The sequence below is a fragment of the Haliea salexigens DSM 19537 genome (genome assembly GCF_000423125.1).
GTDB lineage: Bacteria > Pseudomonadota > Gammaproteobacteria > Pseudomonadales > Halieaceae > Haliea > Haliea salexigens.
This window is the reverse complement of the sequence record NZ_AUHJ01000013.1, coordinates 24,482-37,647: the sequence shown is the minus strand read 5'-3', so window position 1 is coordinate 37,647 and position 13,166 is coordinate 24,482. Positions and strand designations below refer to the sequence as shown.

Below are 13,166 nucleotides of genomic sequence, written 5' to 3'. Positions count from 1 at the left end.
CATGCTGCGCCTGCGCCGGCACTGTGCAGGCCTGATATTGGCCGCGGGCCTGCTCAGCCCGCCGCTGGGGATCTCCGTCTGGGCGGAAGGCGAAGAGGACGCCGCGCGCGCCAGCCTCGCCGAGCTGCAGGCCCAGATAAAGTCAGTCACGAACCAGTTAGACCGCGCCCGCAACCAGCTCAGCACTGAACAGAAACAGCTGCGTGAAGCGGAACGGCGCCTGGGCGAGTTACAGCAGGCCATCGGCAACAACCGCGAGGCCATCCGCAACACCGAGGCCGAACTGGCCTCGCTGGCCAGCCGCAGCGCCGAGCTGGAAGCGGCTCGCGACAGCCAACAGGTGCGCATTGGCACGGAACTGCGTGCCGCCTGGCAAATGGGCCAGCAGGGCACGCTGAAAGTACTGCTGAACCAGGAAAGCCCCCATACCGTGGCACGGGCCATGGCCTACTATCGCTACTTTTTCCAGGCGCGCAACGAACTCGTCGTCACTTACCGTGCCACACTTGCCGAGCTGGCTGCCGTGGCGGCACGCAGCGAAGCGGCGGCCCGGCAACTGGGCGAGCAACAGGCAGAGCTGCAAAGCCAGCAGGAGGCGCAGCTGGCCTCGCGCGCAGAGCGCGAACAGGCCATTGCCGCGCTCGCCACCAATATCCGTAACAAAGACGATGAGCTACAGCAGCTTGAGCGGGACCGCGAGGAGCTGGAGCAACTGCTGGAATCCATCAAGCAGGCCATCGTGGAAATCGAGCTGCCGGCGGACTACAAGCCCTTCGCCAGCCGCAAGGGCAGCATGACATGGCCCGTGGATGCGCGTCGCAACAACAGTTTTGGCGCCAGCCGGGGCCTGGGCGGCATGCGCTGGCAGGGCATCAACCTGACCGCTGACGAAGGCAGCACGGTGCGTGCCATTCACCATGGCCGCGTCGTGTTCGCCGACTGGTTGCGCGGCTCCGGGCTGCTGCTGATCGTCGACCACGGCGATGGCTACATGAGCCTCTACGCCCACAACCAGAGCCTGCTGAAAGAGGTGGGGGAGTGGGTGGCACCGGGTACACCGGTGAGCACCGTGGGCAGCAGCGGCGGCCTGGAACGGGCGGCCCTGTATTTCGAAATCCGCAAGGATGGCAAGCCCCTCGATCCGGTTGCCTGGTGCCGCTAAAGCCCCGCGCTTGCGCGGTTTCAGCCGGAATCGGTTACACTGCACACTTTCATCTGGCAACGGCGCAACGCCGACGGCGGTAACCCATGCACTCACAGTTTTCTCCCCTGGTGGCGCTGCGCAACGCGCTTCTGGCCTGCTTTCTGGGAGCGCCCGCAGCGCTGGCACAGCACACACAGCAGAATGCCGAACTGCCATTGGACGAACTGCGTACCTTCGCCGACGTGTTCAACCAGATCCGCATTGGCTACGTGGAGGAAATCGACGACAGCACGCTGCTGGAATACGCCATTCAGGGCATGCTGATGAACCTGGACCCGCATTCCGCGTACCTGACTGAAGACGCGTTTGAAGACCTGCAAAGCAACACCAGTGGCGAGTTCAGCGGGCTGGGCATTGAAGTCGGTATGGAAGATGGCTACGTGAAAATCGTCGCCCCCATCGACGGCTCCCCCGCCGCCGAAGCCGGGCTGATGAGCGGCGACCTGATTCTCAAACTGGATGGCAAACAGGTTAAAGGGCTTTCCTTGAATGAAGCCATTGAGCTGATGCGTGGCCCCAAGGGCAGCCCCATCGAGCTGCAGATTGGACGCCCTGGCGCCAGCCAGCCCTTCGACGTCACGCTGAAGCGCGACACCATCAAGGTCGCAAGCGTGCGCGAGCGTTTCCTGGAGCCCGGTTACGGCTACATTCGCGTGGCCCAGTTCCAGACCGGCACCGGCGATGATGTCGGCGCTGCGCTGGAGCGGCTCATGGCCAAGTCGTCGCTCAAGGGCCTGGTGCTGGACCTGCGCAACAACCCCGGTGGCGTACTGGGTGCGAGCGTGGATGTGGCCGGGTTGTTTATGGATGGCGGGCTGGTGGTCTACACCGAAGGCCGACTGGCGAACTCCGAAATGCGTTACTCCGCCGATGCCGGTGACGTCAGTAATGGTGCGCCGCTGGTGGTGCTGATCAACGGTGGCTCGGCGAGCGCATCCGAGATTGTCGCCGGCGCGCTGCAGGACCAGAAACGCGCCGTGATCATGGGCACCGACAGCTTCGGCAAGGGTTCGGTACAAACCGTGATGCCCATCTCGGAGTCGCGTGCCGTCAAGTTGACCACCGCACTCTACTTCACCCCCAATGGGCGCTCTATCCAGGCGGCGGGCATTGAGCCGGACATTATCGTGGAGCGCGCCCAAGTTACCGCTTACGACACCTCCAACCAGATTACCGAGGCCGACCTCACACGCCGGCTGGATAACGTCAACGGTGAAACGCGCCGCAGCCAGCGCCAGTCGGAAGGCTTGCTGGGTACCGACAACCAGCTTTACGAAGCTCTCACATTGCTCAAGGGTGTCAACATCCTCGGCCTGCGCAGCGCGCCCGCGAGCGCCGCTGGCGACGGCTGAAGCATGCGGCAGGGCCTGCTGCTGGCGCTGCTGTTACCCCTCGCAGCCTGGGGTATGCGCCCGCTGGAAACACCGCAGGCCGTACCCGAAACAAGCGGGCTGGTTGGCGCGCCCTACACCGCCCCGCTTGCCGGGCCACCACCTGCCTTTGTGTTGCCGGCGGGCAACCCGGCCACGCTGGTTATCATCATCGACGACCTGGGCAATCGCCTCAAGGAAGGGCGCCAGACTGTGGCGCTGCCCGGGCGCATCAGCGTAGCGGTGCTGCCGCATACACCCCACGGGGCACGACTGGCGGAGGAAGCCTATCGGGCGGGCAAAGACGTCATGCTGCATGCCCCCATGAGTACACTGGATCAGCGCGCGCTGGGCCCGGGTGCCCTCACAGCGGAACTGTCTGAATTGGAGTTCCGCAACACGCTGGGCATGGCGCTGGCGAGCGTGCCCCATGCGCAGGGGGTAAACAACCACATGGGCAGCGGCCTGACCCAACAGGCGGAACCCATGCGCTGGTTGATGACAGAGCTCACCGAGCGCCAGCTCTATTTCGTGGATTCACGCACCCACAGCGCCACCGTGGCCGCCGCCGCCGCAGCCGAAGCCGGCCTGCCGCACCTTTCACGGCAGGTGTTTCTCGACAACGTCGCCCAGCCCGAGGCCATCGCCGAGCGCTTCCTGGATGCGGTAGAGCAGGCCCGACGGCGTGGCATAGCAGTGGCGATTGGGCACCCCTACCCGGAGACCATCGCCTTCTTGCAGGCGGTGCTGCCCGGGCTGGAGTCACAGGGCATACACCTGGCGACGGTGTCAGAGGTGTTGGCGGGGGCCGGGCACTAAACTATGCATATGACGATTCCAGAGCCGCGCTATTGCGACAACTGCCAGGCCACCCTTCATGGGGACTTCTGTCATCAGTGTGGCCAGGAAAAAAAGAGCTATATTCGCAATCTCAGCGGTGTAATCACTGAGTTTTTCGGTGAGTTCAGCAACTGGGATACGCGAGTCTGGCGCACACTGCTCCCCCTCTGGTTTCGACCCGGTTACCTGAGCCGACGCTACGTTTCCGGCCATCGGGTGCCTTATGTACCACCACTCCGACTGTATCTGTTTACCTCGATTCTTGCTTTCCTGACGTTTACTCAGCTCACACCGCCAGACATTGTGACAATAGAGCGCGCACAGGTTGCACCGGAACTGGCGGCGAATGCCCAACTGCAAAGCCTGCTGGAAAACCCGCAACTGGCAATCAACCGTTTCTTTCGCCTGGCACCACAGGTTATGTTTATTCTGTTGCCCACCTTCGCTTTGCTGTTGAAGCTGCTTTACCTGCGATCGGGGCGTTACTACACCGAACACCTGATCCTGGCGCTGCACAGCCACAGCTTCATTTTGCAGATGCTGGTGTTTTATCTGGCAACAACGGCGCTGGAGAAGCTGCTGGCGATACCCTGGCTGGGCACTGGCCTGTCATGGCTGGGCACACTGATTCTGTGCTGGATTCCAACCTACCTCCTGCTCAGCCAGAAGCATTTCTACCAGCAGCGCTGGGGCAGGACGCTGCTGAAATTCTCGATCACGACTGCACTCTATACCCTGTTGCTGCTGGCAGCCTTTGTGGGCGTGGCGCTCCTCAGCGTATTTTCAGCGTAACAGGACAGTGCGGATTCGTGAGAGCGCACTCTCGCAACCGCAGCAAGTACATGACCCTACTGCCTGCGGCGAGCCTTGAACACTGTGGGGTTCTGGCTGTAAAGACGCACGCATGCCTGGCAAATGCAGGCTTTTTGCTTTGCCGCATCCGGCACCAGGGCAGTCAAGTCTGCCGGAATGGTCGCGCTCGCACACCAGCAAGCCTGAGCGCTACGGACTCCGCAGGCATTGGTTTCACCGCAAAGTGGACATAGCGTTTCATCGCCACTGCCCGCCGCCTTATTTTCCGTCGTCATTTCATGCCCTTACCTATTGCAGCACCAAATTTTTATGGGAACTCACTTATAACCTGTCTGCGCAAGCTCAAGCGCAGTGAGGCGCCTTGAGGCTCCCGGTTGCAGTTTACCGAGGGAAACAGGCCCCACTGATACCCGATGCAACGACAGCACCTTGTTCTCAAAATAACCGAACATCCGCTTCACCTGGTGGTACTTGCCTTCAACCAGCGACAGCCTGCACCGGTACTTGGAGAGTATTTCCAGCTGTGCAGGCAGCGTGGTGATATTCTCATGCGCAAAGTATATGCCGGCGCGAAACACCGTGATGTATTGTTCCGTCAACGGCTTGGCGACACATACCTCATAGACCTTGGCAACGCGGCTTTCCGGCGAGCTTAAGCTGCGCGACCATTTTCCGTCGTTGGTCAGCAGCACCAGGCCGGTGGTATTGAAGTCGAGCCGGCCCGCAATATGCAGCTCCTCCTTCTGCGGATGTTGCAGAAGATCCAGCACTGTCGGGTGCTTGCTGTCCTTCGTCGCACTGACCACCCCCGCCGGTTTATGCAGCGCGAGGTACACGGAGGCCGCATTTCGCAGACAAACACCGTCCAGGTCCACCCGGGTGAATTTTGTTACCGGCTCATGGATGGAACGAGCCGTTACGTTGTCCAGAAGAATACGCCCCTGGGCGATCAACAGTCGCACATCGGCCATCGAGAAGGCGCTGTGCTTGCTGATGAAGCGATCGAGCCGGGTAGTGGAGGATTTCATGCACCCGCCGCTATAGCGCGAGCCGCTTCTTCACGCGCTGCATTTCACGCAGGATGGTGACAAGTTTGTAAGTGCCCCAGGCCATGACCGTGCCGCCGGCCCCCAGCAGCATGCTGACCACACCGGGATCGTTGAGCAGAGGGTGGAAGGCGTTGCCATTCGCGGCGAACTTCCCATACAGGCCCAGCCCGAACATGATGGTTCCCGGCGCCTCAATGAGTTGTACCTTGGCCAGCTGCTGCTTCAGTGTCTGGAGCTGTACTTCAGGTGTATGGTGCATGCGCTACGCTCCGCTGACTGCATTCAAAATTTGCTACCCGCCACATCCTCAATCTCGAACACCAGCAGTACCGTAGAGCGCGGCAGGCCGGATTCGGAGCCACCGAACCACCGGATGAAGCGCTGTATAGGCGATATTTCCATTATTTGCATCCTTTTGCTTCCGGCCGCTAACGCCTGACGCCCACCACGAAGACCCGCCGAGCGCCTCCTCTCAAGAAAGTCCCCTCACTGAGTGAGCAGGCGCCTTATCAAGGCTCAAGCCCTCAAATTGCGCCGAGCAAATCCAGAAATACATCCAGCTTTTTGCCATCAACGTTCTTGAGGAGTGTCTCCGACTTGGCATTCAGGGTAGCAGAGGCATTTTCAAACAACTCCTCTCCCGCCCGCGTTATCCTTACCAGACTGACTCGCGCATCCCGCTCGTTGAGCTCTTTTTGCACAAGGCCTATTTTCTCCATCGGCATCAGCATTCTGGTGATACCGGAAGCCGTTCGCTCCAGCGCGTCAGCAATATCTATGCGCCGCAGAACATGATCAGGAGCCCTCATCAGGCTCCGCAATACCATGTACTCTGTGAGCCCTATGCCATGAATCGCACCCAAGCTATTGTCCAAATGCTTGGAGATAAGGGCCGTTTTAGCCCACAGGGCAATTGAGACTGCCCCATATTTTGACTCTGATATCATTGCTATATACCGATCTTGTACTTGATCTTGCAAGTATATAGGTAGGCGCCTGCTTGTCAACGGGTATGTGAAGCACATGATAATTTCAACAACCGCAATGGAAGGTAAACAACAGACTCCTCGTTAGATTGAGGTGTCCGTTCTAGCGGGTGAAGTTCAGCGTACGACAACAGCTCTTTGTTAGCTGATAAACTTCGCCATATCACGGTTGTGCACTCCTTCTCCAGCCTCGAGTCCGGCCTTAACACCGGCCTGGTTCTTTTTCGGTTGGTTCTGACTTGCTTTCAGCTTACCGGTAAGGGTCTCGATTTCGATTTCCACACCGACGATAGACTGTACCAAGCGTTCGGTGAAATCCAGTGGAGCGTCATCAACAGACCAAGGGTTTTCCATGCCCGCCTCATGGTGTTCAGTAAGGCTATGAAGATGGCTTTTCAGCCAGTTCGGATCCTCGACGATGCGAGCACTCCCTTCTGCATGTACAGCCAGATAATTCCATGTCGGAACAACACGTCCCGTTTCAGCTTTGGTTGCATACCACGAGGGAGAAATGTAGGCATTTGGCCCCTGAAAAACGGCAAGAACCCGAGCCCCATCTTGCATACGCTGCCAGACCGGGTTGTTTCGAGCCAGATGGCACTGAAGCTGCCCCAAAGTGCCGTCTTCTTCAGCACTCAGAATAAAGGGAACGTGGTTTGCTTCAATTCCACTATCATCAGCAACCACCAGCAGGCCAAATCCGTAATCACGGATGTACTGCTGAAGCGTGCCCATATCGTCTTCCTTGAAGTGGTTTGGCACATACATCCGGCAGAACTCCTCGGTAAATTAATCGTCTAGATAACGCCCAAAGCTGCGGCGCGATGGTGCCCGGCCTTGTTATGCGCCTGAAAGAACAATTGCCAATCCTTTAGTTATTGCGCCTTTTGCAATATTCCCTGCAACTTCTACAGCACCTGATTTTATGCACTCAGTTTTCTTTTCCCCAAAGGAAGGGCCATTGGGTTCAAAAGATGATGGCAATTTCAGGACTTCCAATCCCTTCGGAGATAGCACCACGTCATGCGCCCCATCAAAAGAAATGGAATCTGCATTGAGGTAGCCGGCTGAAAGTAGCCACATGATGGTTGCATGGTAGATTCAAAACTTACTATCAGCATCTACTTCAGCGTCATTCCCATCGAATATCTCGATGTCCGTATCAGTAAACATCAAATCCCGTGGCACGGGAAATGACGTGTATAGCTCAGAAAAGATATAGGCCGTACATCGATCAAATACATCAATATTATTCACATGCACACTCCAAGTGCATAACGCTGTGGTAACCGGCGGCCTGCGGCGTAAGCCGCGTTTAGGCCGTCCGGCGCCGAAGGCGCGTAGTTGACCGCCTTGTTAAGGAGCCGATCATTGACGTCCATGTGACTTAACTCCACCACCCATAAAAATGAGCTCCAGAATTTTATATTCACCTGAATCCAAGTCTAGCTTTACATGCAGTCTCTCGACCCAACCCCCGCCGGGGTATTCGATTGTTGCGGTGGCGATAAAGGTCGGCGAGCCATCCATGGTCGCAACGTGGTAGGTACGGCCCCCAATCTCATAATTATCAGCATCTTCGATACCAGCTAAACCGCGCTCGCAAGTTGACAAAAAGTCTTGGGGCGACCTATAACTTGACTTAGAGCTCAGCCCAGCCGTTAGGACCTCGCATCCCTCACCACTCAATGCCTCTGCAACGGAGCGAGTAAAGTCATCGAACCCGCCTATGTCTGCGATGAGACGATCAAGTCGCTCAATCTCGATCTTGGCCTCGGCGGGTACTTCCCCAGCAAAAATAGATTGAGTTAGAAAGGCCAACATTACGGGTAACGCTCGCATAGGCTCCTTAACGCCGCAGGCTGCGGCGGGTGAAGTTCGGCGACCGTAGCCCTGCCTTGTTATTGAGCGCGGCTTAAAATCTATGCAGAGAATGACGACGCCTCCAGTTCTTTTTCGATTCGGTGTAACAGAACTTTAAAGCTGGGACCGCTACAAAACTGCGGATGCTGCTTTATATACAGCAGAGCTTCCTCAAATGTAGCCCTGCTCTCATCCTCTCGTCCTATACCTTTCTGAATTTGCCCTTTCAATTCGAGATACTCAGGAATTCTTGATTTATCAGGCTCTAGCTTTATTGCACGGTTGATCGAATAGATCGCGTCAGTACGCATTTCTCCGTGGGCCCGAATATAGTACTTGTGAGCTAGGTAAGCTTTGATACTTTTTTTAATCCAACGCATGACGCCCACTCGTAGCGCTCAATAACGCCTTGGGCTGGGGCGGCTGGCGAAGCCGGGCGTCCAGCGACCGCAGGGAGCGACTAGCCCCAACTGGTTAGTTGGCAACAACCAACTTACGTTGAACATAGCGATCCAGAAAAAAGAACAGTGCCCCAACAAAGACACCAAAACTTAACAGGCCAATACTCCCACCGAGAATCATATTCCAGAAGAAAAAAGAGAGTGTGATAATGAACAACCCACATACAGCCATCCAAGACCGAATAGCAATGATTGCGGATGGCCTGAATCGCCATAGTTGGATCGCTGCTGCGCCAGCTGCGATGGCGTATATAAGCGCGAGAAATGCGACAGGTTTCGGCATTACCTCAAACGCTCCACTAAGGCCGCCCCACGCATTTAGAAAGCCAGCGATAGAAAACCAACCAAACATTAGACTCAAAACTGTAAATCCACCCGGACGCTTCACGTTGACATCTAACGCCCCAAGTTGGGGTGCTGATCTTGTACCACTTTGGTGGACAGTTTCATGCGCATAGCCTTTCATAGTTCTCGGGTGATTTATACCCCAAACCGGAGTGTAGACGCTCACTGTTGTAAAAGATGATGTAGTCGATGATGCTAGCGACAGCATCGACCTCGTTGTCAAAGGTCCGGTGGTGGACCATCTCCGATTTCATGCTATGAAAGAACGATTCCACCTTTGCGTTATCAAGAGGATTACCCTTGCGGCTCATACTGCGAGTCATGCCAGCAGATTCCACTAGCTCACGGTATTCATGCGCGGCATATTCAATTCCCTGGTCTGAATGACAGATACAACCTGCCTGCGGATTGCCCTTTTGTAAGGCCATTCTCAGTGCGCTTTTGGTGAGCTCTGAATTTCGTTTGCGACTAAAAGACCAGCCAACAACCTTCCGGCTATATAGATCGAGCACGACAGCATGATACAGCCAACCTGATTGCGTTCTTATATAGGTGAAGTCTCCCGCCCACTGAACGCCCACTTCCTCTGGGACAGGTGCGTTAGCCAACTGGTTTCCTGCCGATGAATAGAATTCGTGCTTGCCGGGAGTCCAAACATAAAGCCCGGTCGTGCACGCTTTTACGCCCACTTCGCGCATCAGACGACGAATACGTCTGACGCTGCAGGAGAAGCCCTGCTCTCGAAGTGCTCTATGAACTCTCGGCGCTCCGTAGGCCCGCCTGTAGCCTTGATGAAGCTCCTTAATCGCCAGCATAAGCTTTACATCGTGTTGGCGGTGATGACTCTGTGGTCTATTCTTCCAGGCGTAGAATCCACTGGGCGACACGCCGTAGAGATCACACAGTTTTACTGTATTCCTTCCATCACGGTTCTTCTCAATAAGCTTGAATATACCTAGCTTATCTTTGTGAAGAACCGTTCGGCTTTTTTTAAGAGGTCTAATTCATCCTCTCGATTAGCTAATTGCTTTTCCAGCTGCTGAATGCGCTTGTGCGCGACTTTAAGTTGATCCTCTTTTTCCTGAGCAGGATCGGCTCTATCTGGCCGCCGCTTCGGTGTAGGTTTTGCGGGCTTCATATACTTATTTTCCCTCAGTTCACCTTTCCTGTGTTCCATCTGCCAGCGATACAGCATGACCGGATGGATGCCGAGAGAGTCTGCCACATCCTTAGACTTAACGTCAGGGTGAGAGGCCAACCTAACGGCCTGCTGTTTGTAGGCTAGGGTGTAACGGTCGTAGTTTCTCTTTCTGGTGTGTCCCATGCTGGGCCCCTCTAGTTGACGAAATTAATCGTCCACTAAAGTGGTGCAAGATCAGTGCCGATCACGGCGTCCCGCGCCGAAGGCGCCTTGCAACCTTGACTTGTTAGAGAGCCTCATGCCCGCCCCCTCAGTACTCTAAAAAATTTAACAAATACTTCTCGCTTCACTGTCATTACCAGACCCACAATCAGTTCTGACGAGTAGGCTGCAAGATACATCACCTCTCGAGCCTCGGCAGAAGACGCTTTAACAATAGTCATGCTTACTCCAGCAAGGCCCTCAAATGCAGAGACAATGAAAAACGCACCAGCGACCTGAAGAATGAACCCTTCGGAAACGGAGACGTTCGATGATTGAGTATCAGAAGTACGAAGGACGGCACTGGATGCCTGGAATAGTACAAATGCAAGCAATAGACCAACTGCAAAGTAAACCAGCACAAGCAAGACTTGAAACGTGATAGAAGCGCTGCCCTTAAGCTGTAAGAAAAGCGATAAGAATACTGGCGAAAAGAGAAACACTTCCAACGCCATCCAAATGGCTAGAATTTTGATTGCGATCGCCGTGACTTCTCTTGTGCTCATTAAGGCTCTCTAACAGCGATTTATACGGACCATGCCGTATAACGCTCTTCCTGTTAATCCCATCACAGCCCCCCAAAGCCGCCGAAAACTTGTATACAAACCAATCACTTACACAGCCCCCCTACAGCCCCTCGTAGATAAGCGGCCAAATTCGCTCCCGCGGGTTATACCACACGCCTGCGGGCCAGCCACAACACGCCCTGCGGCGGCGGGGCCACCTCGCGCTGCGGGCTACCGTCGAAGCTCTAACAGCTAACTCTTGCTCTATAGGTGCAGCACGACAGGGCGAGCAACAGGCAGATGTTGGCCGGGATGGCGAGCGCATAAAAACCCAGGGCCGCAAACAAGACGGCCCCCAGGGTGCCGCCCGCAAAAAAACCGGTGTTCACCAGCCCAGTGCCGAAGAGCGTCGCTGTGCCCGACACACCACTCCTTTATAACAAAAATAGCTAGAACAAGCGCCAACCATTCCTTTGCCGGCCACTGGTTTCCCGACTACTATCAGCCAACTTTCGCGGAGGCAACATCATGATATGGCAGGGCTGGCTTTCACTGGGTTTGGTGGGGGCGGTGCTCGCCCTGCTCATTGCCACCCGGCTGCGCCCCCACGTGGTCATGTTGACTGCTCTGACTGTGCTGGTTACCACCGGCGTGCTGAATGCCAGCCAGGCATTGGCGGGGTTCGCCAATGAGGGGCTCGCCACGGTCGCGGCCATGTTCGTGGTGGCCGGCGGCATTCAGGCCTCCGGCGGAGCGGAGCTGATTGTGCAGCGACTGCTGGGCCGGCCCGCCAGCACCCGCGGCGCAATGCTCCGGCTGTTCGCACCCGTGGCGCTGCTCAGCGCTTTTCTCAACAACACGCCTATCGTCGCCACCATGATCCCGGCCGTGAACAGCTGGTCGCGGCGTATCGGTGTGGCGCCGTCCAAACTGATGATTCCCCTGAGCTATGCGGCCATCCTCGGCGGCACTCTAACGCTGGTGGGCACCAGCACCAATCTGGTTGTGAACGGGCAGTATCGCAGCCTGACGGGTAGCGAAGGTTTCTCCTTGTTTGCGATCACGGCAGTCGGCCTGCCCGTCGCCCTGGCGGGTGCGGCATTCATGTGGCTGTTCTTTGCCCGTTGGCTGCCGGAGCAGCGGGACGACGCGCCCTTTGCCAACCTTCGCGAGTTCACGCTGGAGGTGGCGGTCGCTGTGGGCGGCCCCCTGGCGGGCAAAACAGTTGAACAGGCGCGGTTGCGACATCTGGTCCGCGTCTATCTGGCTGAGGTGGAGCGTGAGGGGCGGATTATTTCACCCGTAGGCCCGGAAGAGATGCTTTGCGGCGGCGACCGGCTGGTCTTCGCTGGCGACACCGACGCCATTGCGGATTTGCTGCGCATCAACGGCATTGAGCCTTCCACGCAGGCCGCCGGGCTGCAGCCATCGCAGAACCCCACTGAAAGGCGCCTGGTGGAAGTGGTGGTATCGCCGCACTGCGCGGCTGTGGGCCAGGCCATTCGCGATGCACAATTTCGCGATCGCTACGGTGCCGCCGTGTTGGCGGTGGCGCGCAATGGCGAACGCGTGCGCGGCAACCTGGGCAGCACCGAATTGACGGCGGGCGATACGCTACTGCTGGAGGCGGGCCCGGATTTCGTTACCCGACAGCGCCACAGCCGCGATTTCCTTCTGGTGAACGACCTCGCCACTGAACCACCGCGTCACCACCGCCTCTATCTCGCCTGGTTTATCCTGTTAGCCGTGGTGGTGGCTGCCGGCACCGGTTTAACCAGCATGCTCAATGCGGCACTGATCGGCGCGCTACTCATGCTCCTCACCGGGTGCTGCTCACTGGAGCAGGCAGAGCGCAGCCTGGACATGGGGGTGTTGCTCACCATAGGCGCATCATTCGCGCTGGGGGCCGCTCTGGAGCAATCTGGCGCGGCGTTGGTACTGGCGCAGGGGTTGATCACTCTGGGGGGCGACAGGCCATGGCTGCTGCTGATGCTCACCTACTTCACCGTGTCACTGCTCACCGAAGTCATCACCAACAACGCCGCTGCCATTCTCATGCTGCCTATTGCTCTCAGCATCACCGCGAGCGCAGGGCTTGACCCAACGCCTTTTGTACTGGCGATCATGATGGCGGCCTCGGCCAGTTTCGCCACACCGCTGGGCTACCAGACCAACCTCATGGTATACGGCCCGGGGGGTTACCGTTTCACTGATTTTCTGCGTGTGGGCGTGCCCATGAACCTGTTTATTGGGGCCGTCACCCTGGGTGTGCTGTTGCTCGGCTGGCCGCTGGAGGCGGGGGCCGCATAGGGAGCCCCCAGCTGTGA

17 protein-coding genes are annotated in these 13,166 nt (G+C 57.1%); 5 read left to right on the top strand and 12 right to left on the bottom strand.

Features of this window, described 5'->3' with window-relative positions; genetic code table 11:
* Position 1 precedes the first annotated feature (1 nt).
* The 4 genes from G533_RS0114525 (at position 2) to G533_RS0114510 (ending at position 4,206) form a co-directional block, all read left to right on the top strand.
* Positions 2–1,162 (top strand): murein hydrolase activator EnvC family protein, encoded by a 1,161-nt coding sequence (locus G533_RS0114525; RefSeq protein WP_035528355.1) that lies wholly within the window; start codon positions 2–4, stop codon positions 1,160–1,162.
* 86 nt (positions 1,163–1,248) lie between these two features.
* On the top strand, positions 1,249–2,556 hold the full coding sequence (locus G533_RS22175) for a S41 family peptidase (RefSeq protein ID WP_035528353.1): 1,308 nt from the start codon (positions 1,249–1,251) through the stop codon (positions 2,554–2,556).
* Between the two features lie 3 nt (positions 2,557–2,559).
* Entirely contained in the window at positions 2,560–3,393 is an 834-nt protein-coding gene (locus G533_RS22170) for a divergent polysaccharide deacetylase family protein (protein WP_205622632.1), read from the top strand.
* 3 nt (positions 3,394–3,396) lie between these two features.
* Entirely contained in the window at positions 3,397–4,206 is an 810-nt protein-coding gene (locus G533_RS0114510) for a DUF3667 domain-containing protein (protein WP_205622631.1), read from the top strand.
* A 56-nt stretch (positions 4,207–4,262) separates the two neighbouring features.
* Here the strand turns inward: G533_RS0114510 and G533_RS25380 are convergent, their stop codons facing one another.
* The 12 genes from G533_RS25380 to G533_RS0114450 form a co-directional block, all read right to left on the bottom strand.
* A complete protein-coding gene (locus tag G533_RS25380; protein WP_084639022.1) occupies positions 4,263–4,502 on the bottom strand; it encodes a cysteine-rich CWC family protein in 240 nt (79 codons plus the stop codon).
* A gap of 42 nt (positions 4,503–4,544) precedes the next feature.
* Positions 4,545–5,255: a pseudouridine synthase gene (locus G533_RS0114505; RefSeq protein WP_027950580.1), complete on the bottom strand. Its 711-nt coding sequence runs from the start codon at positions 5,253–5,255 to the stop codon at positions 4,545–4,547.
* Between the two features lie 10 nt (positions 5,256–5,265).
* Entirely contained in the window at positions 5,266–5,535 is a 270-nt protein-coding gene (locus tag G533_RS0114500) for a hypothetical protein (protein WP_027950579.1), read from the bottom strand.
* Between the two features lie 265 nt (positions 5,536–5,800).
* The gene (locus G533_RS0114490; protein WP_240472450.1) at positions 5,801–6,256 is read right to left on the bottom strand and encodes a MarR family winged helix-turn-helix transcriptional regulator; all 456 of its coding nucleotides are present in this window, start codon (positions 6,254–6,256) and stop codon (positions 5,801–5,803) included.
* A 147-nt stretch (positions 6,257–6,403) separates the two neighbouring features.
* Positions 6,404–7,030 carry an FMN-binding negative transcriptional regulator gene (locus G533_RS0114485; protein ID WP_027950577.1) on the bottom strand — a complete coding sequence of 209 codons (627 nt, stop codon included), beginning with the start codon at positions 7,028–7,030 and terminating at the stop codon, positions 6,404–6,406.
* Positions 7,031–7,102: 72 nt separating this feature from the next.
* Positions 7,103–7,345, bottom strand: coding sequence for a hypothetical protein (locus tag G533_RS24565; RefSeq protein ID WP_144079896.1), 243 nt, complete (start codon positions 7,343–7,345; stop codon positions 7,103–7,105).
* Between the two features lie 285 nt (positions 7,346–7,630).
* Entirely contained in the window at positions 7,631–8,104 is a 474-nt protein-coding gene (locus G533_RS0114480; RefSeq protein WP_144079895.1) for a hypothetical protein, read from the bottom strand.
* Positions 8,105–8,184: 80 nt separating this feature from the next.
* A complete protein-coding gene (locus G533_RS0114475) occupies positions 8,185–8,505 on the bottom strand; it encodes a hypothetical protein (RefSeq protein WP_144079894.1) in 321 nt (106 codons plus the stop codon).
* A gap of 94 nt (positions 8,506–8,599) precedes the next feature.
* On the bottom strand, positions 8,600–9,052 hold the full coding sequence (locus G533_RS0114470; RefSeq protein WP_144079893.1) for a hypothetical protein: 453 nt from the start codon (positions 9,050–9,052) through the stop codon (positions 8,600–8,602).
* Positions 9,033–9,872 carry an IS3 family transposase gene (locus G533_RS22165; RefSeq protein WP_051230401.1) on the bottom strand — a complete coding sequence of 280 codons (840 nt, stop codon included), beginning with the start codon at positions 9,870–9,872 and terminating at the stop codon, positions 9,033–9,035. The genes G533_RS0114470 and G533_RS22165 overlap by 20 nt, the downstream gene beginning before the upstream one ends.
* A gap of 14 nt (positions 9,873–9,886) precedes the next feature.
* On the bottom strand, positions 9,887–10,255 hold the full coding sequence (locus tag G533_RS22160) for a transposase (RefSeq protein ID WP_035528349.1): 369 nt from the start codon (positions 10,253–10,255) through the stop codon (positions 9,887–9,889).
* A gap of 113 nt (positions 10,256–10,368) precedes the next feature.
* On the bottom strand, positions 10,369–10,839 hold the full coding sequence (locus tag G533_RS0114450; RefSeq protein ID WP_027950571.1) for a hypothetical protein: 471 nt from the start codon (positions 10,837–10,839) through the stop codon (positions 10,369–10,371).
* 528 nt (positions 10,840–11,367) lie between these two features.
* On the opposite strand from G533_RS0114450, the gene G533_RS0114440 reads away from it, so the two are divergent.
* Complete coding sequence (locus G533_RS0114440; RefSeq protein ID WP_027950569.1) at positions 11,368–13,149, top strand: SLC13 family permease; 1,782 nt, start codon at positions 11,368–11,370, stop codon at positions 13,147–13,149.
* Positions 13,150–13,166: the final 17 nt, after the last annotated feature.

What these genes read in the sequence shown, in the direction of transcription:
- G533_RS0114525 (WP_035528355.1), top strand. Translation starts at nt 2, where the DNA reads ATGCTGCGCCTGCGCCGGCACTGTGCAGGCCTGATATTGGCCGCGGGC.
- G533_RS22175 (WP_035528353.1), top strand. Translation starts at nt 1,249, where the DNA reads ATGCACTCACAGTTTTCTCCCCTGGTGGCGCTGCGCAACGCGCTTCTG.
- G533_RS22170 (WP_205622632.1), top strand. Translation starts at nt 2,560, where the DNA reads ATGCGGCAGGGCCTGCTGCTGGCGCTGCTGTTACCCCTCGCAGCCTGG.
- G533_RS0114510 (WP_205622631.1), top strand. Translation starts at nt 3,397, where the DNA reads ATGCATATGACGATTCCAGAGCCGCGCTATTGCGACAACTGCCAGGCC.
- G533_RS25380 (WP_084639022.1), bottom strand. Translation starts at nt 4,502, where the DNA reads ATGACGACGGAAAATAAGGCGGCGGGCAGTGGCGATGAAACGCTATGT.
- G533_RS0114505 (WP_027950580.1), bottom strand. Translation starts at nt 5,255, where the DNA reads ATGAAATCCTCCACTACCCGGCTCGATCGCTTCATCAGCAAGCACAGC.
- G533_RS0114500 (WP_027950579.1), bottom strand. Translation starts at nt 5,535, where the DNA reads ATGCACCATACACCTGAAGTACAGCTCCAGACACTGAAGCAGCAGCTG.
- G533_RS0114485 (WP_027950577.1), bottom strand. Translation starts at nt 7,030, where the DNA reads ATGTATGTGCCAAACCACTTCAAGGAAGACGATATGGGCACGCTTCAG.
- G533_RS24565 (WP_144079896.1), bottom strand. Translation starts at nt 7,345, where the DNA reads ATGTGGCTACTTTCAGCCGGCTACCTCAATGCAGATTCCATTTCTTTT.
- G533_RS0114480 (WP_144079895.1), bottom strand. Translation starts at nt 8,104, where the DNA reads ATGCGAGCGTTACCCGTAATGTTGGCCTTTCTAACTCAATCTATTTTT.
- G533_RS0114475 (WP_144079894.1), bottom strand. Translation starts at nt 8,505, where the DNA reads ATGCGTTGGATTAAAAAAAGTATCAAAGCTTACCTAGCTCACAAGTAC.
- G533_RS0114470 (WP_144079893.1), bottom strand. Translation starts at nt 9,052, where the DNA reads ATGAAAGGCTATGCGCATGAAACTGTCCACCAAAGTGGTACAAGATCA.
- G533_RS22160 (WP_035528349.1), bottom strand. Translation starts at nt 10,255, where the DNA reads ATGGGACACACCAGAAAGAGAAACTACGACCGTTACACCCTAGCCTAC.
- G533_RS0114450 (WP_027950571.1), bottom strand. Translation starts at nt 10,839, where the DNA reads ATGAGCACAAGAGAAGTCACGGCGATCGCAATCAAAATTCTAGCCATT.
- G533_RS0114440 (WP_027950569.1), top strand. Translation starts at nt 11,368, where the DNA reads ATGATATGGCAGGGCTGGCTTTCACTGGGTTTGGTGGGGGCGGTGCTC.